Here is a 16,584-nt window from a genome sequence, read left to right on the forward strand (position 1 = left end):
CAAAGGCACGTAAAACGTGGGCACAGCAACTACAACAAAATCATTCTGTTACTATTGCTATGAGTTGTGCCATTGTTGGCTTAAGCCGTTGTGCTTACTATTATCAACCTAAGTTACTGGATGATTCGGTGATTGTTTCGGTGTTGAATGCTATCACTGACCAGCATTTACGCTGGGGCTTTCCCAAATGTTTTAATCGCATCAGAAAGCTCGGCTATAAATGGAATCATAAGCGTGTTTATCGGGTGTATTGTGAGTTAAAACTTAATATTAGAGCTAAACGTAACAAACGTATCTCCCCATGAACACCAGAAAAGCTATTGGTTCCTAATAAACAAGGTGAATGCTGGTCAATGGATTTTATGAGTGATAGTAGCCGTAATCAACGTCGCTTTAGGACCTTCAATGTCATCGATAACTTTAATCGTGAGGCGTTAGGTATTGATATTGCAGTAAGCTTACCGGCAGGATTAGATTTATATTTATTTAATAATCTGGAACAAGTAAGAAAGGTAACCGAAGAATGGCTAACCAGTTATAACACCGAAAGACCTCATGAAGCACTAAATAATATGACGCCGATTGAGTATAAAACACTAAAACAGGCAGCTTAATTTTCTACGTGAGTTGTGTACTAGGTTTGGGGTATTTACAAGTTCAGCCTAACACCTACCCGATCACATTGTAAAATCACACGAAAATAATATAACACATTCTATTTATACTGAATATTTGTTAATCAAATAATTCCACCTGTTCACATTTTAAATTATATTTTTGTAAAAAATATTCAGGATTCTATACCGTTTTAATAATAAATAATCACATTCAATGATTTATTTAAGCTAGATTTACATAGTGGTTATGCTCGATTATTTTTCAACAACATGGACTAATTGCTTTGAAAATTACCTTTACCTAAAGGTGGCATAAAACACTTTATAAAGATTTCAAGGATTATTTTAATCAATAATCATCCCCATCATTCCAATAACTTTTACAATCAACCAATCCCATTTATTCTTCTTTTATCTACTGCTGTGGAGTATAATTCGATAACGTATTTATTTTAACTATGGGAAACCCAGTATGTTTGGAAATAAAACAAATCGCCAAGTTATTATATGGACCACCATTATTGGCGGATTTTTTAGTTCATTAGTAAAATGGGGTTCAGAGGTCAATATGCCTCCGCGCGTACCTGGCGAAATTTCGCCACCAGCGGCACATATTGATGCGTGGCTTGGTTGGCTTGGGATTAATTCCCACTCGCTTGATTATATTTACCAAGGGGCAAGCGTTTTAGGTGCAGTGACACTTTATCACTGGTTATTTAGTTTTGCTTTCGCCTTTGTTTATGTTGCAGGTGCATATTATTGCAACAAAATCCGCTTATGGTATGGGGCATTGTACGGCATTATTATTACCGTTGTGATGCACGGCTTTTTAATTCCATTGCTTGGTTTCCGCCATCCTGCTTATGATGCGGAAGGTACGGTTGGTTGGTTATGGAATTTAAATGGTTATGAGCTTTGGAGTGAAATTCTAGGTCATATCTATTGGGGTGCATCGATCGAAGTGTGTATGATTGCGGTACTTGCTCATTTTGCAAGACCAATTCATGGTAACTGGCGCCAATAACTGGCTTAGCTTTCATCTGTTAATGTTCAATCCTACTATTTAAATAGTGGGATTTTTTATTTTAGTTGTTATAGTTAAAAACTATAACAATCCATAAAAAACTAGAATTATTCAATATCTGTTTTTTTTGTTATCTTTTTTATCACTAAAGAAAAACGATAAAAAGGAAATAAAAATGAATACTGCTGTTATTGGATATCCTCGAGTTGGTAAGCTTCGTGAACTTAAATTTTCAACAGAAGCCTATTTTAAAGGCAATAAAACCCAAGCTGAATTATTAAACGAAGCCAAGGCGTTACGCGCCGAGCATTTAAAACAACAAGCCGCACAAAAAATTGCTTTTATTTCATCGAATGATTTTTCATTTTATGATGCCGTACTTGATACCGCATGCTTGTTGAATGTCATTCCAAAACGTTATCAAGATTTAGGTTTACCTGAACTTGACCGTTATTTTGCCATGGCGCGTGGTTATCAGGGCGAAAAAGGTGATGTGCGTGCGCTGGCTATGAAAAAATGGTTTAATACCAATTACCACTATTTAGTGCCTGAAATTGAAGATTCAGTACAGATTAAGTTAACAGGTACGAAACCTTTTGACGAATATCAAGAAGCTAAAGCGCTAGGCGTGCAAACCAAGCCAGTTGTGATTGGTGCATTAACCTTTTTTAAATTAGCGCAGTATTTAGGTAAAAAACAGCTTGGTGATTTTAAATCGGATATTATCAAAGCTTATCAAGAGATCATCCAAAAATTCACAACGCTTGGCGCTGAATGGATCCAAATTGATGAGCCAATTTTAGTAACCGATCTTAATCAAGACGATATCGCCTTATTTACCGAGCTTTATCAAGCGATTTTATCAGTTAAAGGTAACACCAAAATTGTTCTACAAACCTATTTTGGTGATGTGCGTGATTGTTATAAAGAACTTGTCGCTTTACCTTTTGATGGGATTGGGCTTGATTTTGTTGAAGGTAAACAGTCATTAGCTTTACTTGAAAATAATGGCTTCCCTGCTGATAAAGTATTATTTGCTGGTGTTGTTAATGGCAAAAATATCTGGAAAAACAATTACCAAAAAACTTTAGCTTTACTTGGCAAAATCAAACAAAAAGCCACAAATATTGTAATTAATACATCTTGTTCATTACTGCATGTTCCTTATACATTGCAAAATGAAACCAAATTAACCATTCAACAACGTGCTTATTTTGCTTTTGCTCAAGAAAAGTTACAAGAGCTTGCTGAACTTGGTCTGCTATTTAAAGAAGCAAATCCTGAAAATAATGCGGCTTATAAAGCCAATCAAACACTATTTACCCGTGAACGTGAAGGTGCAAACCACGCGGTTCGCCAAAAAGTGGCGGCATTAAATGCGTCTGATTTTACCCGTTTACCTGAGTTTTCAGTGCGTGAAGCAGCGCAGAAAAAGGCCTTTAATTTACCACTATTACCAACTACAACCATTGGATCATTCCCGCAAACACCTGATGTGCGTTTAAATCGTGCTAAATTCAAAAAAGGCGAAATTTGTTTGAATCAATACACTGAATTTAATCAACAAAAAATAGCTGAGTGTATTAAATTGCAAGAAGAAATTGGCATTGACGTGTTAGTTCATGGTGAATTTGAACGTAATGACATGGTCGAATATTTTGGTGAAAGCTTAAATGGCTTTGTGTTTACCGAAAAAGCTTGGGTGCAATCTTACGGTACACGTTGCGTTAAGCCACCGATTGTTTGGGGTGATATTTCACGTTCTAAACCGATTACGGTTGAATATTCAAAATATGCACAAAGTCTGACTGATAAACCTGTTAAAGGAATGTTAACAGGACCGGTAACGATTCTTAACTGGTCATTCCCACGTGAAGATATTTCGCAAAAAGAATCAGTATTCCAAATTGGATTGGCCATTGGTGATGAAGTGTTAGATCTTGAAGCTGCTGGCATTAAGATTATCCAAATTGACGAAGCCGCGTTAAAGGAAAAATTACCACTGCGTAAAGCGGATTGGAACAGCGAATATCTTGATTGGGCGATTCCGGCATTTAGATTAGTACACAGCAAAGTCCAAGCCGATACTCAAATTCATACACATATGTGTTATAGCGAATTTGCTGACATTATTAAAGATATTGATGCAATGGATGCCGATGTAATTTCGTTCGAAGCTTCTCGCTCTAATCTGCAATTAATTGATGTGCTCAATGCCAATAATTTTAAAACCGAAGTTGGACCAGGTGTTTACGATATCCATTCGCCACGTGTTCCGCCTGTTGCTGAAATTAAAGCAACGATCGAAAAGTTACTGGCGAAGATTGATAAACAAAAATTATGGATTAATCCAGACTGTGGTTTAAAAACGCGCGGTGAAAAAGAAGTGGTTGAAAGCTTACAGCATCTTGTTGAGGCTACATTAGCAGTAAGGAAAACACTGAATTAAGCACTATTTTTACAAAGAACTGAGTTTATTTACTAAGACATCGTACTTTACGAGCCTGACAATTCCGCTGCCTATTTTGGCGGCGGAAATGTCAATAAGGAAAATAAGTGATATAACGAATGGATGATAAAAATGAAAACAAATCTATTATTTAATAAAAAAACGGTGTTCTCTTTTGAAGTTTTTCCCCCTAAAAAAACATCACCTTTAGAAACCATTTACAGCACACTACGAGAGCTTGGTTATTTTAAACCTGATTTTATTAGTGTCACTTATGGTGCTGGTGGTAGCTTAAATGGGCAAACCACCATTGATATTGCCCACTCGGTAAAACACACTTATGGCATCGAAAGTGTTGCTCATTTGCCGGGCATTAATTTTGATAAAGCTGAGATGCAAAAAATCCTACACGATCTTAAATGTGCAGGGATTGATAATGTGCTTGCTTTGCGTGGTGACATCAGCCCGAATGTACCGCCCAAAGATGATTTTCGATACGCCAGCGAACTGGTGACATTTATTAAAGAAAACGGTGATTTTAACGTGATTGGTGCATGTTATCCAGAATGTCATCTTGAAGCATCAACTTTAAAACAAGATCTGATCCACTTAAAAGAAAAGGTCAATGCGGGTACTGATCAACTTATTTCACAGCTATTTTTTGATAATGACTATTTTTATGCATTTTTAGATAAAGCACACGATATGGGCATTAATGTGCCGATCGAAGCCGGCATTATGCCAGTGACCAATAAAAACCAAATTGATCGCATGGTATCGATGTGTGGGGTGAATTTACCGAAAAAATTCAAACAAATGATGGAAAAATATGAACATCATCCCGATGCATTTCGTGATGCGGGCATTGCTTATGCCATCGATCAGATTGTTGATTTAGTTTCACAAAATGTGGATGGCATTCATTTGTACACCATGAACAATAGCTACATAGCTAGACGCATTAGCGAAGCTGTTGCAACATTATTAGCTGTACCAAAAACAAAATAGTGATTTAGAAAAAAGGATATATCAAGGATTGATAGGAATTGGTTGCGGGGGCTGGATTTGAACCAACGACCTTCGGGTTATGAGCCCGACGAGCTACCAAGCTGCTCCACCCCGCGTCAAAGAGGAGACCATATTATAGTAATTAAATAATAAAGCAATACCTATTTAACGCAATCGCGCCATTTTTAAACACTATTGAGTAAATATGTACTATTTTTTTACATAAATACAAAGTGACATAAAAATTTTTAACAATAACTTTAGTCTTTCATTAAAGCTAAAAGGTATATAAAACGTAGCGGTTTAAAAATAGAAACTTTCCAATAGCTATTATGATTTTACATAAAAACATTAATTTTTATTATGTAAATCTAAATATTTCTTGTACAAATTAATAAAAATATTATCTATAAGAGATAGTGTGGCAAACCATATAAAATAATTTTCATATTTATAATCATTATCAACAAGTGTTTTTAATGATGGCAAGTGTTGTTGAACACACAATATATTATGAGCACATCTATTTCTATGACGATATAAATGTTTTTCATATATTTTTTCTTTTAAAAAGTTATTTTTATTTTCAGCTAAAAATAAAGTACCTTTAGCAAAATGATCTATTGTAATAGTCTCCCAAAAATCTTCAAATTCATAATATTTTTTTGTGCTCCAGTAAAACAAATTAGTATTTTTGAAAATATTATGTATTTCGAGTGTTGTATCTTTTAATATTTTTTCTCTTTCCTCGTCAGAAAAATGCTCAAAGCTTGGATCATGTTTTTTAATTTGTTCAACAAGTTCTGTATATATATTATTTTTGTCTTTATATTGAGAACATTCTCCTAAACCATTTCTAAATTTCTGATATCGATAATCGTAATCCTCTGTTGCTAAATCCCAACAAATACACTTCATTTTTTGTTCTTGAAATCCAGTCATTTTGAGGAAAATTGATTGCATTATGTAGTCACATAGGGGAAAAGTTTCAATACCATTACCGATACCTGAGCAGGAAGTCACTGCAATTTCTAAATTGCTTGTAATAGGAGTTAAAATAAAATTTTTATGCTTTTTCATTATCTATAATTTTTTCATATAATTGTATTGATTGTTCCATACGTTTTCTTAAATGTTGTAGGTTGCTAGGTGATTTTTTATGAGCACCTCTTTTAAAAGTATTAATCTTCTCATCTAGTTTTGTTTTAAATTCATCAATTTCAATATATTTTATTGAATCGCCATCTTTAAATTTTATTTTAGTATTATCTATGATAGGTATTTCATTTTTATTAAAGATGATTTGATATATTAGACCAAAAAAATATACATCTAGATCAATAATCGAACTATATTCATTAGGGATTTTGAGATTATTTATTGTTTGTTTTAATAGTTCAAAACGTGAACTATATTCTTTATTAGGAAAAATTTCTGAAAATTTGCCGAATAATTTTGACTCTTCATCATTAACTACACAATAGATATATTGTTCATAATATTGCTCCATTTTAGATTTATAGCTACGTGCAACTATGTTTCTATTTTGACTTTTAAAATAATGCGAAAGAAGAGATAAATATCTAACAAAATCGAATTTAGCCTTATTACCAACGTTTTTTACCGTTATTTTTTGACAAAAACCTGGTGTAAAAAAATTTGTTAATTCTTTATCCAAAAAATATAATGAGGCTCGGCTTTCTTGAGGTAACAGAGTTTGACCTTGAATATTGATATTTCTAAAAACGGAAGAATAGTATTTTTGTTGGATTTTAGCATCATACGATATATCAGGAACTAAATAAGAAAAACCCAAAAAATTTTTTTCAAAAAATTCATCGTCCAGATTGAAATCTAGTGATTTATATTCTGCATTTTCTGCATTATTTATATTTATCTTCTTAATTAAATCATCTCTATTGCTGCCTTTTTTTGTAAGCTCTCTAAAAGTCCATTCACATATACATGGATCTTCATCATCATCATTTTCACTAACATATGATTCTAACGGCTTAGAATATTTGTCTTTATTTGGATATAGACCTAAATAAGCTAATAAAATACTTGTTAAGCGTTGTTGTCCATCAAGAATTAAATTATCATTTTTACCATCGATTTTAAAAGCGCCGATTGTTACAGGAGGTATAAATTGTTTATCTGAAAAAGTTTGTATTAATGTTTTTACTTTTTCATCACTCCAAACAAAATGTCGTTGATAATCAGGTAAGACAATATTTTTATTCAAGATTAATTCAATCCAATGTTTTAAAGTATACTCTCCATAATAAACCCTATTTTCCATAAAATTACCTGCCATAAATTTTTCATGATTAACAATACGAAAACAACTATCGCGGTTTTAATTAACAAATTCTGCTATATTTTGAGCGAATTTATTATATACATATAACAGATAGTTTTTCCAATATCCTGTATCATAATGAGGTTTAGAATGTTACCAAAATTCCTAAATCCCAATGTACATCACTTTATAACCATATGATTTTAATTTAAAAAGTTAAAAAATAAAAATTCAATAAAATCAAATTTCTACCTGAGCTATTTTTATAGTAAACACGTTAATTTTTTACAAAAGAGTAAGGTTATTATAGCTAATCTATTTAGCTTAATACTGTTCTGGTGAAAAGATGTTGGTGTAGTAAGCCATAAATAATCATCCAATTGTAATTAACATAATTTTTTAATTGCTTAGTTTTATTTTAGAGCGATCAACTAAATTGCTGTTTAATCTCGGTCATCCAACGTGGAAGTTCGTCATGTAAGGCGATATTGAGCATAAATAAACTATCCACCTTTTTATTGGTTCGGTTTAAGTCAACACTTTCAATGATCTCAGCAAAATAAGGAACAATGTCTGATTGTGACAGATCAAACTCAAGCAATGCTTTGGTTAACAGCTTGCTATCAATGCCCCATTCGTTGGCAAATTCGTTAGCGGCGTGTTTGATTTTATCGTTTTTCCAATCAGTAAAAGCTTGATCAAAATGAACTTGGCTGGATAGGTGACCTGTCAATAATTCAGTATCGACAAATTCCTTTAATATTTTAGCTTGCTGGTCTTCGCCCATTTGGCTTAATTCTTGAATTTGTTCATAGATAATGCGCCTAGTTTCGTCGTTAACGGTTTGTACACCATCGACATGTGTCACTTTAGATCCAATTAAGCTAAGGATATGGGCGGCATCAATAACCTGTGTGCCCGCCAATTTAGTTTTACCGATTAGGGTTGGCAAGAATGTTGGCATGCTTGCAGTACTTTCTTTGGCAGTTAAATTTTTAAATGCCCCGACATATTGCAACCAATGGTGCTCGGTCATGCCAAAAGTGGCATTATCCCATTGATACTCATAATACTGTTGCACTGTATTAAGTTGGTCTGCAGCTATTTTAAAGGCTTTGCTAAATTCAGTTCGTTTTTTGTCATCATGTTCAATCAATTGCCATTCGGTTGGATCGGCTAAGGTTAAAACTAATTGTTCAAAATCGTTGGCTAAAATTCGCACTGCAGTGGCATAGGTTTCTACAATCGCTTTGCTACTGCTACCACCACTACCATACAGTTCAAGGGCTTGATTCACCATTTGTTCGGTCAGGCGTGGCGTTTGAAAATTAACAATCGTGCCAAATTCTTTGCTAGAACCAAACACACGATTGGTGCGCGAATAAGCCTGAATTAAGCTCTGTAGTTTTAAGGTACGATCAACATAGAGGGTATTTAGTCGTTTAGAATCATAGCCAGTTAATAGCTGATCAGCAACAATCACTAAATCGATATTTTTACTATTACGACCACTACCGCCACGGGTAGCTCGTTCCACTACATCCTCAAAATAGGCTTGTTCGCCATGTTTTTTATCACCTGCTATAAACTTAATGCCAGTAAACTCAGCATAATCGTTAAACATGGCACTGATAATTTCAGGATCGACATTATCTGGATCATTTTCGTTACCAAAGCTAAAGGTCATGGCGATATTGATTGGTTGCTGACTGTTTGCCAGCTGTTTTTTAAATTCGTGATAATAGGCAATCACTCGTTCTTTATAAGCGACGGTTAAGATGGCATTAAATTGTTGCTGTTGGGATTGTGCTTGCCAGTTGTTTAAAATCTCTGTCACCACACGGGGGATATGGGTTTGATCATGATAAACTAATAGCGCTTTATCAATGGCTTGCTTTTCAACTTCGGTTTCGCTCCAGCTATGCACTAATCGGGCGATTTCGCGATCGGCTTGTTCTGGTTTTTCGATTTTGATACGCTCAATAAGCTTATCGCGTAAATCTTCATAACTGCTAAATTCGCCAGTATTGATGTAATCAACATGAAATCCAAGCACGTTACCATCGGCAATGGCTTCATCAATGGTGTATTGATGTAATTTTGGACCAAATAGTTTTTCGGTGGTGTTAATGACTTCGCTATTTTCGTTTATTTTGCCTTTAACTTTGTTTTCGTCAAAAAGTGGCGTGCCAGTAAATCCAAAAAATAGCCCATTCATTCTAAAATGGCTTTTTATATCGCCCATCATATTTTTCATGGTGGAACGGTGGGCTTCGTCAACAATAAATACTATTTTTTTATCGGCTAAGTGGCTATCTTTGCCCTCTTCAAGGGCTTTAACTAGGTTATGCAGTTTAAAGATAGTGGTCACCACAATGCCATTTTTGGGGGTGCTAAGGTGTTTTCTAAGTTGCGAGGTGCTGTGCGTATCATCAACCGTGACAGGTTCAAAGGCAGCATAGGCTTTAAAGTTGTCACTGGTACGGCTATCAAGCTCACGCCGATCGACCAAAAAGACCACTTTATCAAAATAAGCTCGGGTTGATAAAAATAGCGCTGTTTTAAAGCTGGTAATGGTTTTACCTGAACCCGTCGTATGCCAAACAAATCCGCCATGTGGCTTTTTGTCGGGATTATCCCAACCAAATGCCGCACCTTCAACTGCTTGTAAAGCAAAGACCTGATAAGGACGCATTAGCATATGCCGGCGGTTTTCTTCCTCTTTGGCTTCATCAATAACTAGGTAGTCACCCACCATTTGATGCGCCATTGGGATCATTAAAAAGTGTTCAATGACTTGTTGCCAATGATTGATCGGTTTATTGAATTTATTCGCCCAATGAAACACAAAGCTAGGATTAAAGTCATTAAGTGATTTAGGGGTAGCAAAGTAACGGGTTTCGATTTCGCTGTTTATCACCATCATTTGCGAAAAAGCCATAAAATTATGGCTATATTCACCTTCTCGATAGTAACGTTTAAATTGTTCAAATGCTTCGTCTAGGGTTTTATCAGTACGTTTTTGTTCAATATTAATTAACGGTAAACCATTAATTAATAAAACCAAATCGAAACGGTTACCGTTAGGGGTTTGTACCACGCGAGCAATACGATAACTTGAGTCACCACCACACACTTCGGCTTTTTTAAAAATAGTTAAGGTGATTTGCTTGCGTGTCACAAGCGGATTATCATCGCGATAAATACCATCAATTTTGCCTTTTGATTCTTCCATAGCGAGCAGTTTTGCCGCTTGATAGCTGTTATTGAGTTGATTAACTTTTGCCATCACTTGGCTAAATTCGTTATCGGTTAATTCAACGCCCTCAAGCTGATCGGTATTTAGGCGATTGAGTTCGCTCCGCCAATGGGTGACTAAATCATTAACGGTCACTTTATGTCGATTACCATCTAAAAAGTCAGGTGCTTGCCATTGCTGTTTTTTTAATTTTTTAACAAAATTCTCTTGAAAGGTTTTTTCGGCGACATCTTTCGCTACCCGACTCATTCCTTAACTCCTTTTTATACAAACATTTCGTTTAAATAAGCTTGTTTGATGTTTTTTAATTTATCTAATTTTTTTTGTTCTAATGCGATTTTGTTATCGAGTAATTTAAAGAAATTACCGATTTTGGTTTGTTCTTGTTGATTAGGTACTTTAAGGCTAATATTCATCATCGTATCAGAATTGAGTTTAGCTCTACTTCCACCAACCAAATAAGGTTCAATATTTATATTTTTAAAGGCATTCATTAAAAATTTATTATCACAAATTCCTATCTTTCCTTGTAAGACATGTGCATGATTATTGACCCAAATTTTACCTTTTACGTATTGAACAGGGTAGTTTTTAAAATCATTTGCTCCATCTTCTGCAATTAGTATATATTCTCCTTCATGGGTAAATCCTTGGACATAGTCTTGAATACCATTTGCACCATAATATGGCGTTAATCCAACTTTTCGATTCGAGGCGGTAATTGGGATTCGAAGGTTATCATATCTATTTGCTAAATCATTTATATTTTTAATATTCCAATCTTTAATAAAACCAGCAAACCGTAATTGAGGTCGTAACTCCCCCTCATTTGGAAACATTTCCGTTAGATAGGCAGATTTTAGAGTTTTGGCTTTTTCTAATTTTTTTTGTTGAGTATTAATAAGGTTATCAAGTTTTTTAAAGAATTCGCCTATTTGTTCTTGTTCATTTTTTGTAGGAAAAATCAAATTAACTTCTTTAAGATCAGAATTGTGTATATGTACAACTGTTTTTCCTTGTGCTCTTTTAATTAATTCTCTACGTTGATTTCCATTGGAAAGTGATAATGCCAAAAAAACAGAATTAATTTGAATCTTTGGTTTTAGAATATTTAAATCCCCACCAATGATTAGATCTGATTGTTCAATAAAAGAAGCCCGTGCTATGTCCTCTGATGTTTCTCCAGATGCGGGGACAACTACTTCAACACCTGTACTAAATACAGCGGAATTAATTCTTTTTTCGACGAAAGTATCTACTGATTTAATTATAGTTTCATATTTTGTATAGAGTCTGCCATATAATATAATGGGTATCCCATATTCCCTAAGGTCATTTTTAGAATACCCGTTACCTTTAGAAAATTCAGCCATGGCAGATAACTTATTAGTTTGCCATTCATTAGCCCCTTCAAACTCTTTAAACCGTCGCCTAGGAATTAATTTTTTACTTTCACTCATTGCGTTACCACCAGATCTTGCATCATCGCTTGTAATTCGGCTTCGAGTTGTTCGATCTCTTTATCGATCGAAGTTAAGGTATCTTGATAACGTTCGTTTAACATTTGCAGGGTTTTTAATTCGGCTTTAATCGGTTTTTCGATTAATTCACAGAGTAATGTAATGGTATTACCAAACCATTTTTTATACATTAGTGAGTCAATTTCTTGATCCGTTAAGCTTAAAATCCGTTCTTGTACCGCTTCTTTTAATGCCAATTCGCCCGCTTTAACTTGCTTACTTAATGTCGATTTTTGGCTGATTAATTTATCAACTTTTTTCAGTAATGGATAAGTTTCCGCATCTTTTGCGGTATTTTTTAGCTCTTGTTTGAGTTTTTTATTATCAAATGTATCGAGCGGTTCGTCATCATCGTTCTTTTTCAATGACTCATACAGCGCATCGTACTCAGGGCTATCTTCGACTTTGGCTGCTTCGACCAGATCCGTAAGTTCGCTTTCTAGCGTTTGGATTTGCTGTTTATTGTTGTCGATATTGGTTAACTCATCGGCATATAATTCACTGGCAATTAATTCGCTTGGGATCAGATTGCTAATAAAGCCGTCTTGCTCAAGCCGTTTTTTAGCGCCACTGCCTTTGCTAACCATATTTGGTATCCGGTTACGCGCTGCGGTATAAAAATCAGTTGCGGCAATAATTTCACTATCATGCAGTAATGAATTTTGCCAAATCTCGGCAATAATCTGATAGCCATCATAGATATCAAGATGATTAAAGCTAGCCAGCAGGTTTTTTATATCGTTTAACATCGCCTCCATCAGTGGGTGGATCTGTTCCTGATCATTGATCGCAATGATTTGTGACCAATAGCGCTCAATATAAGCTTGTGTTTGCTCAGTTAATTGCGCCGATTGCTGTAACACTCTTTTATCATTTAAGATTTTAGTGGTTAATTCGCTAATTTCTTCTTTTAAGGTGAAATATTGCGGACGCACAGGCGTTAATGCTGCCTGTAATAAGTCGGGCGTGGTGGCACGGATAACGGCAAGTTGTTCAATATTATGCTGCGGTATGCCACCTAATAGATGACCTTCAACATCGTGGGAAATATCATCGTCAATAGCATCAATATAACGGGGTATATTCAGGTTGTATTCGTTAGCGATAATCTCTTGGCGAGTGGCTAAATGGCTATAACCCGCTTGCTCTTGGCGTGATACATAAGTATCCACAATTCTGGCGATGTCCTTTTCTTGTAAGACGTTTTGCTTACCGACTTTTATAAAGGTATTTGACGCATCGATGATTAATACAGGATCGGCCAATTGTCGATTCTTTTTCAGTACCAAAATAACTACAGGGATACCAGTATTGGTAAACAGGTTGCTTGGCAAGCCGATGACGGTATCAATGTAATTCTTTTCTAATAACCGTTTACGGATTTCCCCTTCAGCTGCGCCACGGAATAAGATCCCGTGTGGTAATACGATCGCCATAGTGCCGCTTTGTCCTAAATGGAATAGTCCATGTAATAAAAAGGCAAAGTCACCTTTTGAATCGGGCGGCAGTACGCCAGCTATTTCAAAACGGGGATCGCTGACTTTTAATCCCGCACGATTCCAATTTTTTACTGAATAAGGAGGATTCATTACCACTGCATCAAATTGCACGCCCTCGCTAGGACGCTCAGGATCTTCAGGCCAATCATGGGCTAAAGTATCACCATTTCTAATGGTCATTTTATTGGGTTTGACTTCATGTAGTAATAAATTCATTCTTGCCAAGTTATAAGTGGCGGTATTTTTTTCTTGACCGTAATAAGTTAAGCTTTGTTGCACTGCTTTGGTTAGATGTTTTTTAACCGTAAGCAGTAACGAACCAGAACCAACAGTGGGATCATAAATAGAACGAATATTCGAAGTTTTAGCAGCAATTTGCGCCATTACTTCACTCACTTGGCGTGGTGTATAGAACTCGCCGGCTTTTTTACCCGATTCCATGGCAAATTGCCCAATCAGGTATTCATAAGCATCGCCTAATACATCGCCTTTTTGCAAAGCAACCATATCAAGATCGGCAAATAATAAGATTAAAGCTTTAATATTTTTACTGCGTTCATGTAAATTACTACCCAGGGCGGTATCGGTTAAATCTAAGGTTGAATTAGAAAATAAATTTTTAAAGTCATCGGCATCTTTGCTATTGGCAATTGAACGTTCAAAGTGATTTAGGCTATCGATCACTTTTTGTACTTCAAAATTACCTTTATTAATATCTGCGATCCAAGTTTGATAAAGATGCTCGGGTAAAACATAATAACCCAATGTTTTTTGCAGCATGCTTTCTAATTGAGGACCAAGTTCTAACATGCTTTTATGATAATTGGCGAGAAGCTCGGACTCCGTGATCTCATCTCGGGTTGTCATTGTTTTAAATGCAGATAATGTTTTATCGCTTAAAAATTTATAAAACATTAAACCTAACATATAATCTTTATAACGGCTGGCATCCATTGAACCACGCAGCTCATTGGCGCCATCCCATAACCGACTTTTAATCTCTTCAGATGTAATCACAACGTATCAACCTCATTAACTAATTTTACCTTGGCATAAAAGTATCATTGGTTTATTTTTTATTTAACCGATTGCCAGCAAAATTTGCGTGGTATTTTAGCGGTAATTAGTTGCAAATCCTAGCTAAATAAATAGGTGTTGATATTCCAATCAAATAGAACAGAAACAGATATTATGGCTAAGATGACCATGCCTGTTTTTTAAAATTGGCAATAATGTGATAAAACCAATACAATCTTTATCACTTTTATCAACAGCTAGATTGTATTGGTCAGTTGATTTATTTTTAGGTTACCTATTTTGCAAAAGGAGCGATTTCAATCGATGAAACACGTTGGAAAGAAGAAAATGATTTTCTTTTTTAGCCCTGATCATTATTTGTCTCAGTGGTATCCTTGCCATTTTATTATTGATAATATTAAATTTACTAGTGCAGAACAGTGGATGATGTATTCTAAAGCATTGTTATTTAAAGATATCGACAGTGCCAACGCCATTTTATCTATCCCGTCATCTAAAATGCAAAAAAAGTTGGGGCAAGCTGTACGTCATTTTGATGAAAATATCTGGAATCAGCATAAAAAAGAGATTGTTTTTGCCGGTAACTATGCCAAGTTTTCGCAAAATGATGAGCTTAAACAATATCTATTATCAACTAAAGATAAAGTGTTAGCCGAAGCAAGCCCTTATGACAAGATCTGGGGAATTGGTTTAAGCATTGATGACGAAATGAGATTTAATATGACTAAATGGCGCGGCAAAAATCTACTTGGTGAAGTTTTGATGCAAGTGAGAGAGGCTCTAAAAGCGTAATCTAAATTTATTCATTAAAAAAGATGATCAATATTTGCTTTTTTAGGTCTATTTTTTACCTAAAAAATAGTTTTTATACTTAAACGTATAGTTACCTGAAACTTTTTGACAAGATTTTTGACTTTGTCTATTCACCACTCTTGGTTAATACGTGGCCGTTAAATACATTTTTTCACTAAAATTCAAAAATATCCCAAGTCAGATCCAACTCGTTTCTAAAATAATAAGCCTTGAAGCGTGTTGAAAAATGTGTCGGGATATTGTGTTCGTTATTATGGAAAATCGGTGCTTATTCTGTCCAAACAAGTTTGGTTACAAAACTTTAGCAACCTTATTCAGTTGCAACGGTAAAACGTTGCTTAATATGCTTCGCTTTTTCTGCCTCATCAATCATGGCAATGGCATAATCGGCATAACTGATTTGGCTTTTTCCTTGGCTGTTAAATAACACCTCTTCACCGCCCAAAATATAATGTCCAGTTCTTTTCCCGTCAGCGTTAAACTCAATGGCTGGGCTTAAATAAGTCCATTGCACATCATCGCATGTTCTAAGCGCATCAAGTGCTTTGGCCATATTAGTGGCTAATGGTTTAAATGCCTCAGGAAAATCAGGTGAATCAACCAAACGCAGTGAATGCTGAGGATTAACATATAAACTGCCTGCTCCCCCAACCACTAATAGGCGATTTGTTTTACCACTTAATATATCCGTTAAATGTTTTAAACTAGTTTGATGCAATGGCAGTGATTCCAGTGCCCAAGTACCAAATGCATCGATAATCACATCAAAGGGTTTTAAATCAGTATAGGTTAATTCGAATAGATCTTTAATCATCACGGTTGCTTTGGGATCAAGCTGTTGACTTGCTTTACGCACTATTGCGGTAACGTCATGTCCTCGTGAAATCGCCTCTTTTACTAAAAGTTGCCCTGTTTTACCACTGGCGCCAATGACTGCAATTTTCATACTTTACTCCTTTTAATTGTTTAAGGATTAACATGATATAAGAATGGTTTTAGATTAGTCTTTAACGTTTCTACTGTAAAGTAGGTACTAAATAGTGCTATAGTAACTT

10 protein-coding genes, 1 tRNA gene and 2 pseudogenes are annotated in these 16,584 nt (G+C 35.1%); 6 read left to right on the forward strand and 7 right to left on the reverse strand.

Annotated elements, in window-relative coordinates:
- Window positions 1-164: 164 nt before the first annotated feature.
- From ACYIAL_RS10795 to metF, 5 genes and pseudogenes are all read left to right on the forward strand, one after another.
- A pseudogene (locus ACYIAL_RS10795) lies at window positions 165-273 on the forward strand (hypothetical protein); the annotation flags it as partial.
- 197 nt (window positions 274-470) lie between these two features.
- Window positions 471-614, forward strand: a pseudogene (locus ACYIAL_RS10800) (integrase core domain-containing protein); the annotation flags it as partial.
- Between the two features lie 475 nt (window positions 615-1,089).
- Complete coding sequence (locus tag ACYIAL_RS10805; protein ID WP_065583181.1) at window positions 1,090-1,641, forward strand: YagU family protein; 552 nt, start codon at window positions 1,090-1,092, stop codon at window positions 1,639-1,641.
- 175 nt (window positions 1,642-1,816) lie between these two features.
- On the forward strand, window positions 1,817-4,090 hold the full coding sequence (gene metE, locus ACYIAL_RS10810) for a 5-methyltetrahydropteroyltriglutamate--homocysteine S-methyltransferase (protein ID WP_483751669.1): 2,274 nt from the start codon (window positions 1,817-1,819) through the stop codon (window positions 4,088-4,090).
- A 132-nt stretch (window positions 4,091-4,222) separates the two neighbouring features.
- Window positions 4,223-5,098: a methylenetetrahydrofolate reductase [NAD(P)H] gene (metF, locus tag ACYIAL_RS10815; protein WP_483751670.1), complete on the forward strand. Its 876-nt coding sequence runs from the start codon at window positions 4,223-4,225 to the stop codon at window positions 5,096-5,098.
- Between the two features lie 39 nt (window positions 5,099-5,137).
- Here metF and ACYIAL_RS10820 read toward each other — a convergent pair.
- The 6 genes from ACYIAL_RS10820 to ACYIAL_RS10845 form a co-directional block, all read right to left on the reverse strand.
- A tRNA-Met gene (locus ACYIAL_RS10820) sits at window positions 5,138-5,214 on the reverse strand.
- 235 nt (window positions 5,215-5,449) lie between these two features.
- On the reverse strand, window positions 5,450-6,178 hold the full coding sequence (locus tag ACYIAL_RS10825) for a hypothetical protein (RefSeq protein WP_483751671.1): 729 nt from the start codon (window positions 6,176-6,178) through the stop codon (window positions 5,450-5,452).
- Complete coding sequence (locus tag ACYIAL_RS10830) at window positions 6,165-7,415, reverse strand: GmrSD restriction endonuclease domain-containing protein (RefSeq protein WP_483751672.1); 1,251 nt, start codon at window positions 7,413-7,415, stop codon at window positions 6,165-6,167. Before ACYIAL_RS10830 ends, ACYIAL_RS10825 begins: the two co-directional genes overlap by 14 nt.
- Before the next feature lie 412 nt (window positions 7,416-7,827).
- The gene (locus ACYIAL_RS10835) at window positions 7,828-10,908 is read right to left on the reverse strand and encodes a type I restriction endonuclease subunit R, EcoR124 family (RefSeq protein ID WP_483751673.1); all 3,081 of its coding nucleotides are present in this window, start codon (window positions 10,906-10,908) and stop codon (window positions 7,828-7,830) included.
- 14 nt (window positions 10,909-10,922) lie between these two features.
- Window positions 10,923-12,119, reverse strand: coding sequence for a restriction endonuclease subunit S (locus tag ACYIAL_RS10840; RefSeq protein WP_483751674.1), 1,197 nt, complete (start codon window positions 12,117-12,119; stop codon window positions 10,923-10,925).
- Window positions 12,116-14,695 (reverse strand): type I restriction-modification system subunit M, encoded by a 2,580-nt coding sequence (locus tag ACYIAL_RS10845; RefSeq protein ID WP_483751675.1) that lies wholly within the window; start codon window positions 14,693-14,695, stop codon window positions 12,116-12,118. Before ACYIAL_RS10845 ends, ACYIAL_RS10840 begins: the two co-directional genes overlap by 4 nt.
- 324 nt (window positions 14,696-15,019) lie before the next feature.
- Here ACYIAL_RS10845 and ACYIAL_RS10850 point away from each other — a divergent pair, with 324 nt between their 5' ends.
- Window positions 15,020-15,508: an NADAR family protein gene (locus ACYIAL_RS10850; RefSeq protein WP_483751676.1), complete on the forward strand. Its 489-nt coding sequence runs from the start codon at window positions 15,020-15,022 to the stop codon at window positions 15,506-15,508.
- Window positions 15,509-15,839: 331 nt separating this feature from the next.
- Here ACYIAL_RS10850 and ACYIAL_RS10855 read toward each other — a convergent pair whose 3' ends face one another.
- A complete protein-coding gene (locus ACYIAL_RS10855) occupies window positions 15,840-16,475 on the reverse strand; it encodes an NAD(P)-dependent oxidoreductase (protein ID WP_483751677.1) in 636 nt (211 codons plus the stop codon).
- Window positions 16,476-16,584: the final 109 nt, after the last annotated feature.

Source organism: Gilliamella sp. X-57 (genome assembly GCF_057063565.1).